The organism is Actinoallomurus purpureus, from assembly GCF_024055795.1.
Taxonomy (GTDB): Bacteria; Actinomycetota; Actinomycetes; order Streptosporangiales; family Streptosporangiaceae; genus Actinoallomurus; species Actinoallomurus purpureus.
The window spans coordinates 36775-52626 of the sequence record NZ_JAMXMY010000028.1 but is presented as its reverse complement, the minus strand read 5'-3'; the positions used below and the strand labels follow the sequence as shown (position 1 = coordinate 52626).

At 70.9% G+C, this 15852-nt stretch carries 18 protein-coding genes; 8 read left to right on the top strand and 10 right to left on the bottom strand.

What is annotated here, in order from left to right; translation table 11 throughout:
- Positions 1 to 44 precede the first annotated feature (44 nt).
- The gene (locus NE236_RS37460) at positions 45 to 1202 is read left to right on the top strand and encodes a glycerate kinase (protein ID WP_252847017.1); all 1158 of its coding nucleotides are present in this window, start codon (positions 45 to 47) and stop codon (positions 1200 to 1202) included.
- Here NE236_RS37460 and NE236_RS37455 read toward each other — a convergent pair.
- The 3 genes from NE236_RS37455 to NE236_RS37445 form a co-directional block, all read right to left on the bottom strand.
- Complete coding sequence (locus tag NE236_RS37455) at positions 1177 to 1971, bottom strand: SAM-dependent methyltransferase (RefSeq protein ID WP_252847016.1); 795 nt, start codon at positions 1969 to 1971, stop codon at positions 1177 to 1179. The genes NE236_RS37460 and NE236_RS37455 overlap by 26 nt on opposite strands.
- Before the next feature lie 110 nt (positions 1972 to 2081).
- The gene (locus NE236_RS37450) at positions 2082 to 2513 is read right to left on the bottom strand and encodes a nuclear transport factor 2 family protein (protein ID WP_252847015.1); all 432 of its coding nucleotides are present in this window, start codon (positions 2511 to 2513) and stop codon (positions 2082 to 2084) included.
- The gene (locus NE236_RS37445; RefSeq protein ID WP_252847014.1) at positions 2510 to 2956 is read right to left on the bottom strand and encodes a nuclear transport factor 2 family protein; all 447 of its coding nucleotides are present in this window, start codon (positions 2954 to 2956) and stop codon (positions 2510 to 2512) included. The genes NE236_RS37450 and NE236_RS37445 overlap by 4 nt, the downstream gene beginning before the upstream one ends.
- Before the next feature lie 99 nt (positions 2957 to 3055).
- Here NE236_RS37445 and NE236_RS37440 point away from each other — a divergent pair, with 99 nt between their 5' ends.
- The 3 genes from NE236_RS37440 to NE236_RS45370 all read left to right on the top strand — a co-directional run bounded on the left by NE236_RS37440 (position 3056) and on the right by NE236_RS45370 (position 4755).
- A complete protein-coding gene (locus tag NE236_RS37440; RefSeq protein WP_252847013.1) occupies positions 3056 to 3649 on the top strand; it encodes a TetR/AcrR family transcriptional regulator in 594 nt (197 codons plus the stop codon).
- Positions 3650 to 3719: 70 nt separating this feature from the next.
- Positions 3720 to 4634: a helix-turn-helix domain-containing protein gene (locus tag NE236_RS37435; protein ID WP_252847012.1), complete on the top strand. Its 915-nt coding sequence runs from the start codon at positions 3720 to 3722 to the stop codon at positions 4632 to 4634.
- 10 nt (positions 4635 to 4644) lie between these two features.
- Positions 4645 to 4755: a DUF397 domain-containing protein gene (locus NE236_RS45370; protein WP_372494497.1), complete on the top strand. Its 111-nt coding sequence runs from the start codon at positions 4645 to 4647 to the stop codon at positions 4753 to 4755.
- Positions 4756 to 4884: 129 nt separating this feature from the next.
- Here the strand turns inward: NE236_RS45370 and NE236_RS37430 are convergent, their stop codons facing one another.
- The 4 genes from NE236_RS37430 to NE236_RS37415 all read right to left on the bottom strand — a co-directional run bounded on the left by NE236_RS37430 (position 4885) and on the right by NE236_RS37415 (position 8246).
- Entirely contained in the window at positions 4885 to 5211 is a 327-nt protein-coding gene (locus tag NE236_RS37430) for a hypothetical protein (RefSeq protein ID WP_252847011.1), read from the bottom strand.
- Between the two features lie 83 nt (positions 5212 to 5294).
- Positions 5295 to 6482: an RNA-guided endonuclease InsQ/TnpB family protein gene (locus tag NE236_RS37425; RefSeq protein ID WP_252847010.1), complete on the bottom strand. Its 1188-nt coding sequence runs from the start codon at positions 6480 to 6482 to the stop codon at positions 5295 to 5297.
- A gap of 151 nt (positions 6483 to 6633) precedes the next feature.
- Complete coding sequence (locus NE236_RS37420; RefSeq protein ID WP_252847009.1) at positions 6634 to 6798, bottom strand: hypothetical protein; 165 nt, start codon at positions 6796 to 6798, stop codon at positions 6634 to 6636.
- A 242-nt stretch (positions 6799 to 7040) separates the two neighbouring features.
- Positions 7041 to 8246 (bottom strand): serine hydrolase domain-containing protein, encoded by a 1206-nt coding sequence (locus NE236_RS37415; RefSeq protein WP_252847008.1) that lies wholly within the window; start codon positions 8244 to 8246, stop codon positions 7041 to 7043.
- 176 nt (positions 8247 to 8422) lie between these two features.
- Between NE236_RS37415 and NE236_RS37410 the strand changes: the two genes are divergently transcribed.
- The gene (locus tag NE236_RS37410) at positions 8423 to 9331 is read left to right on the top strand and encodes an NADP-dependent oxidoreductase (protein WP_252847007.1); all 909 of its coding nucleotides are present in this window, start codon (positions 8423 to 8425) and stop codon (positions 9329 to 9331) included.
- A gap of 195 nt (positions 9332 to 9526) precedes the next feature.
- Positions 9527 to 10501: a helix-turn-helix transcriptional regulator gene (locus NE236_RS37405; protein WP_252847006.1), complete on the top strand. Its 975-nt coding sequence runs from the start codon at positions 9527 to 9529 to the stop codon at positions 10499 to 10501.
- On the opposite strand, the gene NE236_RS37400 is transcribed toward NE236_RS37405, so the two are convergent.
- Entirely contained in the window at positions 10489 to 11208 is a 720-nt protein-coding gene (locus tag NE236_RS37400; protein WP_252847005.1) for a 4'-phosphopantetheinyl transferase family protein, read from the bottom strand. The genes NE236_RS37405 and NE236_RS37400 overlap by 13 nt on opposite strands.
- A gap of 47 nt (positions 11209 to 11255) precedes the next feature.
- On the bottom strand, positions 11256 to 11978 hold the full coding sequence (locus NE236_RS37395) for a hypothetical protein (RefSeq protein ID WP_252847004.1): 723 nt from the start codon (positions 11976 to 11978) through the stop codon (positions 11256 to 11258).
- 143 nt (positions 11979 to 12121) lie between these two features.
- Here NE236_RS37395 and NE236_RS37390 point away from each other — a divergent pair, with 143 nt between their 5' ends.
- Positions 12122 to 13921 carry a hypothetical protein gene (locus NE236_RS37390; RefSeq protein WP_252847003.1) on the top strand — a complete coding sequence of 600 codons (1800 nt, stop codon included), beginning with the start codon at positions 12122 to 12124 and terminating at the stop codon, positions 13919 to 13921.
- Here the strand turns inward: NE236_RS37390 and NE236_RS37385 are convergent.
- Entirely contained in the window at positions 13893 to 14480 is a 588-nt protein-coding gene (locus tag NE236_RS37385; RefSeq protein ID WP_252847002.1) for a P-loop nucleotide/nucleoside kinase family protein, read from the bottom strand. The two genes, NE236_RS37390 and NE236_RS37385, sit on opposite strands and share 29 nt — an antisense overlap.
- 155 nt (positions 14481 to 14635) lie before the next feature.
- Between NE236_RS37385 and NE236_RS37380 the strand changes: the two genes are divergently transcribed.
- Positions 14636 to 15844 carry an RNA-guided endonuclease InsQ/TnpB family protein gene (locus tag NE236_RS37380; RefSeq protein WP_252847001.1) on the top strand — a complete coding sequence of 403 codons (1209 nt, stop codon included), beginning with the start codon at positions 14636 to 14638 and terminating at the stop codon, positions 15842 to 15844.
- The last annotated feature ends 8 nt before the right edge of the window (positions 15845 to 15852 follow it).

Sequence of the window (15852 nt, the reverse complement as noted above, 5' to 3'; positions counted from 1 at the left end):
TCGGCGGGACGAAACCTGATTTCGGTCCGCTGAGAAGGGAATCCATGAGCAGCAGCCACGTCGTCATCGCTCCCGACAAGTTCAAGGGGTCGCTGACCGCTCCCGAGGTGGCCGCGCACGTCGCAGCCGGGCTGCGCCGCGTCCATCCGGAGGTCCGGCTGACGGCCCTGCCGGTCGCGGACGGCGGCGACGGCACGGTGGACGCCGCCGTGGCCGCCGGGTTCACCCGGCGGCGGGCCATCGTCAGCGGGCCGACCGGCGAGCCCGTGACCGCGTCGTACGCGGTCCGCGCCGAGACGGCCGTCGTCGAGCTCGCCGAGGCGTCCGGGCTGCGCGTGCTCCCCGGCGGCGTACGCGCGCCGCTGACCGCCTCCAGCCACGGCACCGGCGAGCTGATCGCCGCGGCCGTGGCGGACGGGGCACGGCACGTCGTCCTCGGCCTCGGCGGCAGCGCCTGCACCGACGGCGGCGCGGGCATGGTCGCGGCCCTCGGCGCGCGCCTCCTCGACTCCCGCGGCCGGGACCTTCCGCCGGGCGGCGCGGCGTTGCGCGACCTCGACGCGGTCGACACGTCCGCCCTCACCGACCGGCTGCGCGGGGTCACCGTCGTCGTGGCGAGCGACGTGGACAGCCCCCTGCTCGGACCGGACGGCGCGGCACGCGTGTTCGCGCCGCAGAAGGGGGCCGACCCGGAGCAGGTCCAGATCCTGGAGGCGGGGCTGGCCCGCCTCGACGCGATCGTCCGCCGCGACCTCGGCCGGGTGGTGGCCGGGCTCGCCGGTGCGGGGGCGGCCGGCGGCGTCGGCTTCGGCGCGTTGGCGTTCCTGTCCGCCCAGGTCGAGCCGGGCATCGCCTACCTCCTCGACCTGCTCGGGTTCGCCGCGCATCTCGACGGCGCGCGCCTCGTCGTCACGGGCGAGGGCTCCCTGGACGCCCAGAGCCTGCGCGGCAAGGCGCCGGTCGGCGTGGCGCGGGCGGCCGGGCGGGCCGGAGTGCCGGTCATCGCCGTATCCGGGCGGCGGGCGCTCGACGACGACGAGCTCCGCGCCGCGGGGTTCGCCGGCGCGTACGCGCTCACCGACCTCGAACCCGACCCGGTGCGGTGCATGGCGGACGCGGGCCCGCTGCTCGAACGACTGGCCGAGCAGATCGCCCGGGCCCGGCTGGGCGAACCACTCAGCGGTCCGCGTGCGACGTCCTGAGACGACCGACCCCGGCCAGAAGCCGTCCCCGTGTCTCCGGACCGTCGGCCCGCCACTTGGCGACGTGGACGAGTCCCGGCTCGACGAGGTCGAACCCCGTGAAGAGCCGCTGGATCTCCTCGCGGGAACGGATGACGGCCGGGGCGCTGGCCTTGGCGTAGGCCTTCTCGATGCGCTCGCGCTGCTTTGGCGTCAGCCCCTCGTTGGTGCCGGTGGACAGCGCTACGAAGCTGCCGGGTGCCATGACCTCCCGCAGGCTCGCCATCACGGCCTCGCCCTCCGGGACGAAGTGCAGGACGGCGACGGCCAGCAGGCCGACCGGCCGGTCGAAGTCGAGCAGCCGCTTGACGGCCGGATCGCCCAGGATCTCGCCGGGGCGGCGGACGTCCGCCTGCACGGTGCCGATCCTGTCGTCGGTGGCGCGGAACGCCTGGTTGTGCGCGAAGACGATCGGGTCGTTGTCGACGTAGACCACTCGTGCGGCCGGCCGGACCTCGCGGGCCACCTCGTGCACGTTGGGCGAGGTCGGGATGCCCGTCCCCAGATCCAGGAACTGATCGATCCCCTGCTCGGCGAGGTAGCGCACGGCGTGCACGAGGAAGTCGCGGTTCGCCCGCACGAGCTGCCGCTGCTCGGGGTGGGCGGCGATCACCTTCTCGGCCGCCTCCCGGTCGGCGGCGAAGTGGTCCTTGCCGCCCAGCCAGTAGTCGTACATGCGGGCGGGGGACGGGGTGTGGACGTCGATGACGTCGGGGATCCGTTCCTCCATGATCGCCAAGCCTAGGGGCCGACTCGACCGTCAGTCATGACCCCGGTAAATCATGGCCACCTTGGGCCACATCCGCAAGAAACAACATGTCTCACGAAATGCCGGATGATTCAGGAGGATGCCCCGTCCACGCCGACAGTAGGTGGACCGGGCGGCCGACCGATCGCCGCTCCGAACCGGAGGTGATCGGCGTAGTCGCGGGACTCCACGATGAGTCCGTCGCGGACCCTGAGCACGAAGACGTTGCGTACGGTGAACCGGCGGCCGGTGGTGGTGACCCGCCCGGCGTACTCGAACTCGGCGATGACGGCCTCCGGATCCGCGGTCTCGTGCACGACGACGTCACGCGCGCTCATCCGCAGGGGGAGTGCGGCCGCAGCGGCGAAGTGCCGCCGCAGGGCCTCCCGTCCGACCAGGGGCTCGTCCGACTCGGCCATCGGATGGACGACGACGGTGTCCTCGGCGTACAGAGCGGGCAGCGCGTCCCAGTCGCCGCTCGTGACACCGTCGATCAGCCGCTCGAACACCTCGCGCGGCGTCACGCGGTCTCTCCGTCAAGGGCGGCGAGGAGCGCGGAGAGACCGCCGGTGGCGCGGGCGATGGTGAGATGGTCGTGATAGTCACGGGTCTCGATGATCAGGCCGTCGCGGACCCGCAGCACCTGGACGTTGGCCGCCGTCAGCACGTCGTCGCCGGCGGGGATGTCATAGTCGAACTCCGCGACGATCACCTCGGGATCCGTAGTCTCGTGCACGATCACGTTGCGCACGCCGAACCGCAGGCCCATCCGGGCCGCGCCGGCGAATCGGGCTCGGATCGTCTCGCGGCCCTCAAGGATCTGAGGTGCGCCGGAGGCCGGAGGGGCGAACGGCTGGCGTACCACCGCGTCCTCCGCATACAGGTCGGCCAGGTCGTTCCAGCGCCCCTCCGCGATGCCGCGGTTCAGGCGCTCAAAGACGGCGCGGGGACTGGTCGGTTCGGGCATGGGAGACTCCTGGGCGAGATCGTGGAAGTAATCGGAGTGATGGCTCCGGTAAAAAGATTATGCGGAGTGATCACTCCGGTTGTCAACGAGGATGGTGTGATGTCGCCACCGAAGCCCGCGGCCGCCCCGGACGGCGGACGGCGGCCCCGTGCGGACGCGCTCCGCAACCGCGCACGGGTCCTGGAGGCCGCCGAGGCCGTCTTCGCCGAGCAGGGCACCACCGCCTCCACGGAGCAGGTCGCCCGGCGTGCGGGCGTCGGCGTCGGCACCGTCTTCCGCCACTTCCCGACCAAGGAGGTGCTCCTCGAGGCGGTGTTCGTCGCCCAACTGGGCAGGCTCGCCACCGAGGCCGACGCGCTGATGAGCGCGGAGGATCCCGGCGCGGCCTTCTTCGCGTTCTTCGCCCGCGTCGTCGACCATGCGGCCACCAAGAACGCCTTCGCCGCCGCGCTGGCCGAGGCGGGCGTCGACGTCCGTGCGACCACGGCGGAGACGGGTCAGGAGCTCAGGCGCGCGCTCGGTTCCCTGCTCGATCGCGCCCAGGAGGCCGGGGCGGTTCGGCGCGACATCGGGCTACCCGAGATCCTGACCCTCCTGGTCGGTGCCTCACAGGCGGCCGAGCACGTCGGCGGCGACGCCGACGTACGGGCGCGCGCCCTCGCCGTGATCTTCGACGGCCTCCGCGCCCCATGAGCTTGGGGACGCTGCACGCCGCTCGTCGGACGGGAGCCTTTGTCTGGCCGGAGTCAGGAGGCGGCGAGTAGTGAGCCGGCGTGGCGGTGCAGGGGAATGGCGAGGTCGAGGTAGTCGCCACGGTCGGCGCGAAAGGGCATGCGGGCGATCACAAACCGTCCGCGGCCGCAAGCTCGCGAGCGAGCTCAGACGCCTCCGCGAACGCGCCGGCCTGACCACCGAGGAGGCCGCAGCCCAGCTCGGCCAGGGCTGGAGCCGTTTCAAGGTCGCGTACATCGAACGCGCGAAGACAAAACCGACTACCCCGGCCATCATCGCGATGCTCGACCTGTACGGCGTCGACAGCGCCACCCGCGCCGCGCTCATCGAACTCGCCAAAAACTCTTGGCGCCGAGGTTGGTGGACGGACTACTCCGACATCTTCAAAGGCTCATACCTCGCACTGGAGGATGATGCGGCACGCATCGACGAGTGGAGTCCGCAGCTCATCCCAGGGCTACTTCAGACCGATGAGTACGCCCGTGAAATCATCCGTGCAGGACAGCGCGACGACGAAGCCGGCATCGACCGCCGCGTCCGGGCGCGCATGGCCCGCAAAGCCCTGTTGAGCCGCAAAGACCCGCCCGCCCCAATGCTGACCGCAGTCCTGGACGAGGCCGCGCTACGTCGGCCGATCGGCGGTCCGCATGTCATGCGCGGGCAACTGAATGCCCTGCTTGACGCCACGCGGCGGCCGAACGTGACGGTCAGGGTCCTCCCGCTTGAGGTCGGGACGCACGCCGGTCTCGATGGTCCGTTCATCATCCTTGGTTTCCCGGAAGACATCGCGCCAGACGTGGCGCATGCCGGGACCAGGCTGGGGGATGCGTTCGCGGAGAGCGCGGAGATCATTCGACGGATTAAGGTGGATTTCGAGAGCCTGAAGTCCGTGGCGTTGTCTCCGGAAGCATCAACGGAGCTCATCGCCGTGATTGCGAAGGAGTAGTTCGGCCGCCATGAATCCAGAGGATATTTCACGTCTTCCGTGGCGCAAGAGCACCCGTAGCGGTGAAGCCACCAACTGTATCGAGGTCGTCGTCGTCGAGTCCTCCGGCGACAGCAGTTAGCCCGGTCGGCGAGCCCGCCTGCACACAAAGTCGGGGTGGCGATCAGCCCGCCCTGGGTGAATACAAGATCGCTGATCTGTTTGTGTGCAGACGGCGCCTCATTTGATGGCCCTGACGAACGATGTTCCGTCAGGGCTCGTCGATCAGTTCGGTGGCGCGGATGACGGCGGCGAGGGCGTCGGGGTTGCCCGTGCGGTCGTAGACGTCGAGGCAGGTGTCGGCGAGCTTGATGACGTGTTCGTCCTGGTGACGGACGGCACGGGCGAACACCTCGTCGGCCGAGTCCGGTGCGGTGGGCGGGCTGTGCCTGGGCGCGGGTGCGGCGGGGAGGTAAGCGGCGGTCACGGCCGCGCTGGCGGCCCAGGCGGCGTACAGGCTCGCGGCCCACTGGTTGCGGGGCAGCGCGGGCAGGGTGCGGAGTACCGCCATGGGTGCGGTCGCGGCGTGGACCAGCATGACGGCCGAGCCGTGCGCGTTTTGACTTCCTCCCCCTTCTGAAGAAAGGGGGATTCCCATCGGCCTTGTGGCCGATCCGGCCTTTAGGCCGGGCGCCTCACGGCGCGGGTTTCCTGTTTCAGCGCCGGCTGCGGAAGGGAGGACCCTTGCCGTCTGACACCAGCTCCACAGGCATCACCAGGGGTTTGCCTGGCTACGGCTCGACCAGCCGCAACGATGTTCTTGGCCGCGTTGATGTCCCGGTCATGCCGGGTGCGGCAGCCCGGACACGTCCAGTGCCGGGTGGAAAGACTCAGCTCCGCGAGCAGGTACCCGCACACCGAGCAGGTCTTGGACGAGGGATACCAGCGATCGATCACCACGAGCGTGCGCCCGGCCCGTTCGGCCTTGTACTCCAACTGCCGGCGGAACTCCCCCCACCCCGCATCGGAGATCACCCGCGCCAGCCTGCGGTTCTTGACCATGTTGGTGACCGCGAGGTCTTCGATCACGATCGTGTCAGCCCGACGGACGAGGTTGGTGCTGGTGCGGTGCAGGAAGTCGGTGCGGGCGTTGCGGACCTTGCGGTGGGCGCGGGCGACCTTGGTCTTGGCCTTACGGCGGTTCATGCTCCCGCGCTGGCAGCGGGCGAGGTTGCGGGCCTTGCGCTCCAGATGCCGGGGGTTGGCGATGCGTTCCCCGTCGGAGGTGACCGCGAAGTCCTTGATCCCCAGATCGACGCCGATGGCGTGCCCGGCCTCATCGATGGGGTCGGGGGCGTCGGTGTCGATGGCGAACGTGACGTACCAGCGGCCGTCCGGATCCCGGGAGATGACGACCATGGTGGGGTTGAGCGTGGAGACCTCGACGTCGTCGAAGGACCACACGAACCTCAGCGGGGTGGCGGTCTTGGCCATGGACAACTCGCCGTTGTTCATGCGGAACGCCGAGCGGGTGTAGTGCGCGGTCTGCCGGGAGTTGCGGTTCTTGAACCGCGGGTACTTCGCGCGGCCGGCGAAGAAGTTCGCGAACGCGGCGTGCTGATGCCGCAGCGTCTGCTGCAGCGGAACCGACGACACCTCCGACAAGAACGCCAGGTCCTCGGTCTTCTTCCATCCGGTCAAAGCGGCGTCGGTCTGCTTGTAGGAGGTCTTCTGGCCTCGCTGGTGGTACGCGGTGTGGCGTTCGGTGAGGGTCTTGTTCCACACCAGGCGCACACATCCGAACGTGCGGCTGAACACTGCCGCTTGTTCGGGGTCCGGGTAGGCCCGGCACTTGTACGCCGTCCGCATGACCGACACCTTACAACTGTCATGCGAATGTGTAAGTCGAATGACCGAACGTTGGCGGACTCCGTTCTCAGGCCGTCCCGGCTTCGCCGGGCCGCTCCTGACGGAGTCCGGATTCCTCCCCGGCCTGAAGGCCGGGGCATCCTCCGGAGGACTAGGTCGGACCTAGGTGAAGGTAGTGCACGGTGGTGGCAGCGGACAGGTCGGCCAGCAGGTCCTGGGCCTGCCCGGGGTCGGTGGCGGGTCTGAGCGCGGAGAGTGTCGCCGTCCAGCCGGTGAGTTCGGCCAGTTGGCCGAGCCGGTTGTTGATGCCGACCACCTGCCGGGGAATGGGCGGAACGGCGGCGAGGGCCGCAGCCGGGTCGGCGGTGCCGGAGGGTGTGGCGAACCCCGGAACCTGCTGCCAGCGGGCCGCCCAGTAGCCGAGGGCCTGGCCGAGCTCGGTCAGTCGTGGTCCGTACCGCGCGCCCGTGCGTGATCATCGGTCCGGGGACCGAGACGCCTTCCTCAATCGGACCTAGTTCCTTGTGCCGACGGCGGGCCGGAACGCGTCACGCGTTGTCACGGTTTGAGGGCGAGGCCGGCGAGGTGGCGGGCGATGCCGTTGACGTCGGTGCTCTGGACGTTGCTGAGCACGACGACGGCGATGTCGTCGTCGGGCAGGTAGACGTTGCTGGCGTGGTACCCCTCGAGCAGACCGGGATGGTAGAGGTACCGGTGTCCGTTCAGCCGGTCGACGAGCCAGCCGAAGGCGTACCCGGTGGAGGGGGAGTCGAGGCAGCCGCCGGACGGGCAGTCGGCCTGAGAGGTGAAGGCCAGCTTCACCGTGGCGGGTGGCGCGACCAGGTTCGCGCCGAACGACCGGTCCCAGCGGGCCATGTCGCCGGCCGTGGTGTAGACGCCGCCGGCGGCGTTCGCCTGCGACCCGTTGATGTGGCCCGCCGGCTTGCCGATGCTGAGATAGCCCTTGGCCCAGCCGTCCGGCGGGTCGCCCTCGCTGTAGCCCGTGTGCTCGAGTTGCAGCGGGGCGGTGATCTGCTCCCGGAGCACCTCGCCGTACCGCTTGCCGGTGACCTTCTCGATGATCGCGCCGGCGAGGATGTATCCGGAGTTGCTGTACTTCCAGCCGGTGCCGGGTTTGAAATCCAGGGGCTTGTTCACGAACCGGCTGATGATCTCCTTGGTCGTGGTCGGCTGATCCAGCTTCGTGAAGAAGTCGCTCATCTCGGAGATGTCCGGGATGCCGGACGTGTGGACGAGGATCTCGCGAACCGTGATCGGCCGCCACGCCGTGGGGCAGGCCTTGATGTAGGTGGGGACGAGGTACGGGCAGACCGGGTCGTCCAGTTTCACCTTCCCCTGGTCCCGCAGCTGCAGCACGAGCATGGCGGTGAACTGCTTGCTCACCGAGGCGATCCGGAAGATGGTGTCCGGACCGTTCGGGACCTTCTTGGCCTCGTCGGCCTTGCCTGCGGGGAAACGGACCAGCACCTGACCGCGCCGGACCACCAGGGCCACGCCCGTGAACCTGTCCTTCTTCGCGAGGCCCTGCAGGTAGGAGCTCATCGCGGCCGCACTGGCGTCGCCGCTCGGCGCCGGCGACGTCGCCAGCGGGTTCGGCGTCGGCGCCGGGGCCGGCGATGAGGAGGCCGCGGCGGGGCTCGGCGGGTGCGCCTCACCTCCACCGGAATCGCTGCTGCACGCCGTCGCCGCGGCGGCGATGAGAACCAGCGCGGCGCCGGATCGGGCCATCTGAAGACGTGCCACGGTCACTCCACGGCCTGTCGGTCGCACTTGTCGAACCTGCCAATGAACGCCAGGGGCACGGACCCCTGAAGGCTATCCGCCGTGGAGAGCAAGATCGCCCATCCAGCGTCTCGACGAATGAGCCTTGATTACCCAGGGTAGTGCTCGATGCAGCATGGTGGATTTCGGGGGGACCTATGCGAGCTGTCACAGTGTCCGATATCGGGGCGGAGCCGGAGCTGACCGATCAGCCGGTGCCCGAGCCGGGCCAGGGTGAGGTCCTTGTCCGGATGAACGCCGCCGGGCTGAACCCGTTCGACTGGAAGGTCATCGACGGTGCCGTCCCGGGCACGGTGTTCCCCCTGGTCGTCGGAACCGACGGGGCGGGCATCGTCGAACGGGTGGGACCGGGCGTCACCGGCTTCCAGCCCGGTGATCCGGTCTTCGGCCAGTTCGGCGACCCCCGGCGCGGCCTCGGGTCGTACGCCGAACGGGCCGTCGCGCCGGTCGACACCGTCGCGCCCCCGCCACGGACGATCGCGCTGAGCGAGGCGGCGGCCGTGCCGACCGCCGGGACGACGGCGCTCAACCTCGTCGACCGCGTCGGCGACGCCCGCCGGTTGCTGATCGTCGGGGCGACCGGAGGCGTTGGCACGTTCGCCACGCAGCTGGCCGCCGCCCGTGGGATCACGGTCGTCGCCACCGCCACCGCGGACAAGGCCGACCTGATGCGGGCGCTGGGCGCGGCCGAGATCGTCGACCACAGCGCCGGTCCCATCGCCGACCGGCTCGCCGCACCCGTCGACGCCGTGATCGACCTCGTCAGCGACACCCGGGGACTGCGCGGGCTGCTGTCGGCCGTCAGCCCCGGAGGTACGGTCCTCAGCCCGGTGTTCGCGGTCCCCGAGGAGGGGCTCCCCGGCGTCGACGCGGCCAACTTCCTCAACGAGGCGGGCGCCGACCGGCTCGAACGCCTCGCCCGGGAGATCGACGCCGGCCACCTCCGCGTGCTCATCGGGGACACCGTGACGTTGCCCCAGGCACCGGACGCCCTCGCCCGCAGCAGGGAAGGGCGGGCCCGCGGAAAGACGGTCATCGTCATCTGAGCCGTCCCGGCTGTCGGCCGGGACGATCGTGGTCGGCCGCCCCCGCACCGTCACGCCGGCACGGTCGTGGGCGGCGCTTGGTCCCCGCGGTGACGGTCGTGGTCGGCCGCTCTCTGGGCGGTCGTGCCGGGCGGGCGATGGTCGGCGGCGCCCTGGGCGGTCGGCCGAGGCATTCGCGCGCGGCAGACTGGGCGCATGCGCGCGAGCCGCCTGGTGTCCCTCCTGCTGTTGCTGCAGTCGCGGGGCCGTATGACCGCCCAGGAACTGGCGGACGAGCTGGAGGTCTCCCTGCGCACCATCTACCGGGACGTCGAGTCCCTGTCGGCGGCGGGTGTGCCGGTGTACGCCGACCGCGGCCCGGCCGGCGGATATCAGTTGCTGGACGGCTACCGGACCCGCCTCACGGGACTGACCGCGGAGGAGGCGGATTCGTTGTTCCTCACCGGCCTGCCCGGCCCGGCCGCCGAACTCGGCCTCGGTACGGTCCTCGCCGCGGCCGAGCTGAAGCTCATGGCGGCGCTGCCCCGGCAGCTGGCCGAACGCGCGGGACGGATCCGTGAGCGCTTCCACCTCGACGTGCCCGGCTGGTTCCACGGCGGCGAGCCCACGCCGTACCTGGGCACGGTCGCCGACGCCGTGTGGAAGCAGCGCCGGCTCCACATGCGCTACCGCCGGTGGAAGACGCCCACGGACGTCACCCGTACGATCGATCCGCTCGGCCTGGTGCTCAAGGCGGGCAGCTGGTACCTCATCGGCCACACGGACGGCGGCGAGCGCACCTACCGAGTGAACCGGATCCTCACGCTGCAGATGCTGGAGGAGGAGTTCGAGCGGCCCGCGGACTTCGATCTCGCCGAGTTCTGGCAGTCCTACCTCGAGCGGTTCCGCGGCTCGATGTTCACCGGCGAGGCGGTCGTCCGGTTCTCTCCGGACGGCATGCGGACCCTTCGCCACCTGCTCACGCCCGAGGTCATCCGCGCCGCCCAGCGGAACGCCGGACCGCCGGACGAGGACGGCTGGGTGCGCACGGTCATCCCCATCGAGTCCGTACGCCACGCCCACGTCGAGTTGCTGAAGTTCGGCCGCGACGCCGAGGTGCTGGAGCCCGTGGAGCTCCGCGAGCGCATCGTCGCGTCCGCGCGCGCCATCCTCGACCGTTACGACGCTTGATCCTCCTGCGGTACGGCGGCGCGGGCGAGCAGTTCCGTTCCGTCCTTCTCGACCACCCGGACCGGGGCCAGGGAGCCGAGGCAGGCGAGGTGGCCGGGGCCGGGCCGCAGGTCGTACAGGTGAACGTGGGGGCCGTCCGGCCAGGACAACAGGGCCGGCGGCCGGCCGGGGGCGCTGACGGTCAGGGTGCGGGGAGCGACGGACAGGCCGTCTCCGGTGGTCTTCAGCACGGCCTCCTTGCGGGTCCAGTACGTGGTCAGCGCCGCCGCCCGGTCCGTACCGTCCGGCCCGAGGCCCTCCCCGTCCGCCAGCACCGCCGCCGCGAGCCCGTCCAGGTCGCGGGACTCGATCAGGCGCTCGACGTCGACGCCGACGGGGGTGCCGGGGGCGACCGCCAGCGCGATCCGGTCGCCCGAGTGGGAGATGGAGAACTCCAGACCGCCCTCGGGCAGCCGAGGCTTGCCGTGGGGTCCGCCGCACCGCGCGCACGTCACGTCGAACGCCAGCTCTTCCGGAGGAGTCCCGCTCACAGCGCCCAGCACGATCCTGGTCAGCGCGTGCGCAACGAGGTAACGGTCGCGGTCCTCCTCACGGACGAAGCGCAGCCGCCGCTCCCGCTCCGCCGGGCTGAGCACGGCCGTCAGCCGCTCCGAGGCCGCGGATCGCGGCGCCCACCAGACATGACACGTCCCGCCGGGGAGGTCCATGCTCTCGATGATCGCAGAGCCGACCCCGCCCGGCGGACGATCGCGGGTCAGGCCCCTTCGCCCGGCCGCCGGAAGGTGCGGGTGTCCTCCTGGGCGGGACCGCCGGCGACCCGGCGATCCGTCGGCTCGGCCGCCCGGGGCACGGTGCGCTCGGCCGGCGGGGGCACCTCGTGCTCGGGCGGGGTCACGGGGGCCCGCCCGGCACGGCGCGGGAAGGGCTGCGTCGCCTGGATCGGGCCGGGCCGGTCCTCACGCACCGGCCGAGGCTCCTCCGCCGTCGGAGCCTCCTTGACGTACGCCGCCTCACGCTCGGCGAGGCGCGCGTCCTTGACACCGACGACCGCCAGACGGCCCAGAGCCACCGCGGCGAAGAACACCGCGACGACACCCAGTCCGGACAACAGCGCCAGCTGCTCGGCCACCTGGCGCGTCGTCCCGCCGACGGGCGGGCCGAGCCGGTCGGTGGCGGACCACAGCAGGCTGAGCGGACCGCCGACGATGAACCAGGCCCCGCCGAGCGCGGCGATCCACGCCCCGGCGGCCGCCGTCGCCCGGTTGGCGCTCACCAGCAGGATCAGACCACCCACCAGCAGGGCACAGGCCGGCAGGATCTCCAGCCAGACACGCCCCGACGTGAACGACCACGCCTTGTCCGGAGCGAACGCGAAGTGGAAGTACGGGCCGGCCACCGCGGCCAACCCACCCCACAGTCCGAGCAGCACGAGGATCACACCGCTGAGGGCACCCCTGCTGCGAGGTACTCGAAGCATCCCGGTCATGGAAATCAGCTCCTGAACTCTCGGGCGCCTACGGATTACCCGGCAAGAAACCTTTCAAGCGCGTCCATGCCCCGCGCTTTGCGCGGATGTGGCCCGGTATAACTGGCGGAGTCGTCGTCACATGGGGGGAACCGGTGACAGAGGAAGTCGAGGCCGTTGGACACGACCACGACCTGGGGCTGCTGCGGCGGTACGAACCGGTACTGGCCTACACCACGGGCGAGCGGTTCTTCCCCGTCGACGCCGAGGACTACATCCGCTCCTGCAGCCTGTGGCAGGGCGAGGAACGGCTCCTCGAGGCGGGCGAGCTCACGGCGGAACGCCTGGTCGCCACGGCCGACGAGCGCCCGGGCACCGCGCTGTCGCTGCTGCTCGTGCAGCGGCCGTTCGACCGGCGCGAGGTCCGCGCCCATCGTGCCCGTGCCAAGCCGCGCATCGCACGCTCCGGCCGCCTGGCCGCGGTCGGCCTGATCGGCCGGGTCTTCGACGTGCTGCTGCGCGCCTCGCTGTTCCTGCGCGGCTCGGTGCCGGGCGGGGTCGCGGCGGCGGCCGCCGACCTCGGCGAGCGGCACCTGACCCGGGACCGGGCGACCTACTACGGCCGGGTGGTCCGCGAGGGCGGCTACATCGTGCTGCAGTACTGGTTCCTGTACGCGATGAACGACTGGCGGACGACGTTCGCCGGGGTCAACGACCACGAGGGCGACTGGGAGTCGGTCACCGTCTACCTCGCCGAGACCGAGGACGGCCCGCGCCCCGCCTGGGTGGCGCTCTCCGCGCACGACGAGAGCGGCGACGACCTGCGCCGCCGCTGGGACGACCCCGACCTCCACAAGGACGGGGAGCATCCGGTCGTCTTCGTCGGAGCCGGTTCGCACTCCGGCGCGTTCCTGCCCGGCCAGTACCTCGTCACCGTGAACCCCGTACGGATGCGGCGCTACGTCCGCTGGGTGCAGCGGCTCATGGCGCTGGCCTTCCCCTGGTCGAGGGAGAAACGGCACTACGGGGTGGGCATCCCCTTCATCGACTACGCCTTGGGTGACGGGGAGCGGATCGGCCCCGGCCGGGATCGTACGTGGCGGCCGGTCCCCATCTCCGACGAGACGCCCTGGGTACGGGGCTTTCGCGGGCTCTGGGGACGGGACACCCGCGACTGGGTGGGTGGCGAGCGCGCCCCCGCCGGGCCGCGCTACGAGCGGGACGGACGTGTGCGGACCCTGTGGGCCGACCCGCTGGGCTGGGCCGGGCTGCAGAAGATCCCGCCGAGCCCCGAGGAGGAGCGGCGGGACCTGCGGGCGCGGATCGCCGCCCTGGACGAGGAGATCAAGTCCGCCGACGCCGCGATCGAGCGCAGCCGCGAGGAGCTGCGCCGGCTCCGTACGACGGCGGCGTCCCTGGCCGGGCACCGCAACACCAGGAACCTCGCCCGCCGGCGGGCCGCCGAGGTGGTCAAGGCCGAGGCCGCCCTGGCCCTGCTCGTCCGCGACCGCACCGAGTCGGCGGAGGAGCGCACCGCGCACGAGGCGACCCTGGCCCGTCCTCCGGCCCCGGAGGCCGCGCAGGCGCACCTGCGGGAACCCCACCTGCCGTACACGCCGTTCCGGGGGCCGCGCACGAGGTTCCTGCACGCGTGGGCCGCGCTCTCCACGCCGTTGTTCCTGCTGGCGCTGGTGGGCATCTTCGTCATCCCGCACGAGCCCGTGGCGATCCTCTTCGGCTCCGTCGTGCTGCTCTTCGTCACCATGGAGGCGTGGGTCCGGCGCAAGCTCCTGTCCTTCGCGATGGGGCTGCTGATGCTCGCCGCCGGTCTGACCGTCGCCGTCGGCCTGGGGCTGGCGGTGATCTACGGCGGCCGCTACGTTCTGCTCGTCCCGTTGGTGGTGGTCGCGGGGGTGCTGCTCGTCGTCAACCTCCGCGAACTGTTCCACCGCTGAAGAACGCCTCGTCGACCTGGTCGGCCAGCGGCGGGGCCGTGGCCCGGTTGTCGAGGGCGGCGTGCGGCACGACCGGCGGTTCGTCGGCCCGTACGCCGGCGAGGAAGCGTTCGAAGCGCTCGAGCTTGCCGGCGTCCCGCTCCAGGCCCCGGCTCAGCAGCCGGGCGCGTAGCGTGTCGGCGTCGGAGCGGATCCAGACCAGGTGGACGGGCGACCCGCCGAGCTCCTCGATCCAGGCCTGCCAGCGCCCGGCGTCGTGGACCTGGCCGGTGAACGGTCCGCTCAGCAGCACCGGGCAGCCGTGTGCCCGGATCTCCCGCGCCGTCGCCGTCATCCCGGCATACTCATGGTCCTTGACGTACTCGTCGTACCAGGGTCCCTCGCGCTCGCCGTCCGGCCGCCCCGCCGCCCGCAGCGTCGCGGCGACGAACGGCCCGTACATCGTGTCCTTGTCGAGCAGGGCGGGTACGGGCCGTAGCCGGTCGAGCAGCAGCCGCGCCACCGTCGACTTGCCGCTCGCGGGAGGGCCCGCGACGATCCACACATCCGCCGGGTTCACCTTGTCCTCCGGAGGATGCCCTGGCCTTCAGGCCGGGGAGGATTCCGGACTCCGTCAGGAGCGGCCCGGCGGAGCCGGGACGGCCTGAGAACGGAGTCCGCCGACATCCGGTCATTCGACTTACATGTGAGCGTGACAGTTGTAAGGTGTCGGTCATGCGGACGGCGTACAAGTGCCGGGCCTACCCCGGCCCCGAACAAGCGGCGGTTTTCAGCCGCACGTTCGGGTGTGTGCGCCTGGTGTGGAACAAAACCCTCACCGAACGCCACACGGCCTACCACCAGCGGGGCGAGAAGACCTCCTACAAGCAGACCGACGCCGCGTTGACCGGATGGAAGAAGACCGAGGACCTGGCGTTTCTGTCGGAGGTGTCGTCGGTTCCGTTGCAGCAGACGCTGCGGCACCAGCACGCGGCGTTCGCGAACTTCTTCGCCGGCCGTGCGAAGTATCCGCGTTTTAAGAACCGCAACTCCCGGCAGACCGCGCACTACACCCGCTCGGCGTTCCGTATGAAGAACGGCGAGTTGTCCATGGCCAAGACCACCACGCCGCTGAGGTTCGTATGGTCTTTCGAGGACGTCGACCCCGCCACGCTCGACCCCACCATGGTCGTCATCTCCCGCGACCCGGACGGCCGCTGGTACGTGACCTTCGCCGTCGATGCCGACGCCCCCGACCCCATGGACGAGGCCGGGCACGCCATCGGCGTCGATCTGGGGATCAAGGACTTCGCGGTCACCTCCGACGGGGAACGCATCGCCAACCCCCGCCATCTGGAGCGCAAGGCCCGCAACCTCGCCCGCTACCAGCGGCGCATGGCCCGCCGCGAGCGCGGGAGCGCCAACCGGCGCAAGGCCAAGGCCAAGGTGGCCCGCGCTCACCGCAAGGTCCGTAACGCCCGCGCCGACTTCCTGCACCGCGTCAGCGCCAACCTGGTGCGCAGAGCGGATGTCATCGTGATCGAAGACCTCGCGGTCAAAAACATGGTGAAGAACCGGAAGCTGGCGCGGGTGATCTCCGATGCGGGGTGGGGGGAGTTCCGGCGGCAGCTGGAGTACAAGGCCGAACGGACCGGGCGCACGCTCGTGGTGATCGATCGCTGGTATCCGTCTTCCAAGACCTGCTCGGCTTGTGGGCACCTGCTCGCCAAGCTGAGCCTTTCCACCCGGCACTGGACGTGTCCGGGCTGCCGCACCCGGCATGACCGGGACATCAACGCGGCCAAGAACATCGTTGCGGCTGGTCGAGCCGTAGCCAGGCAAACCCCTGGTGATGCCTGTGGAGCTGGTGTCAGACGGCAAGGGTCCTCCCTTCCGCAGCCGGCGCTGAAACAGGAAACCCGCGCCGTGAGGCGCCCGGCCTAAAGGCCGGA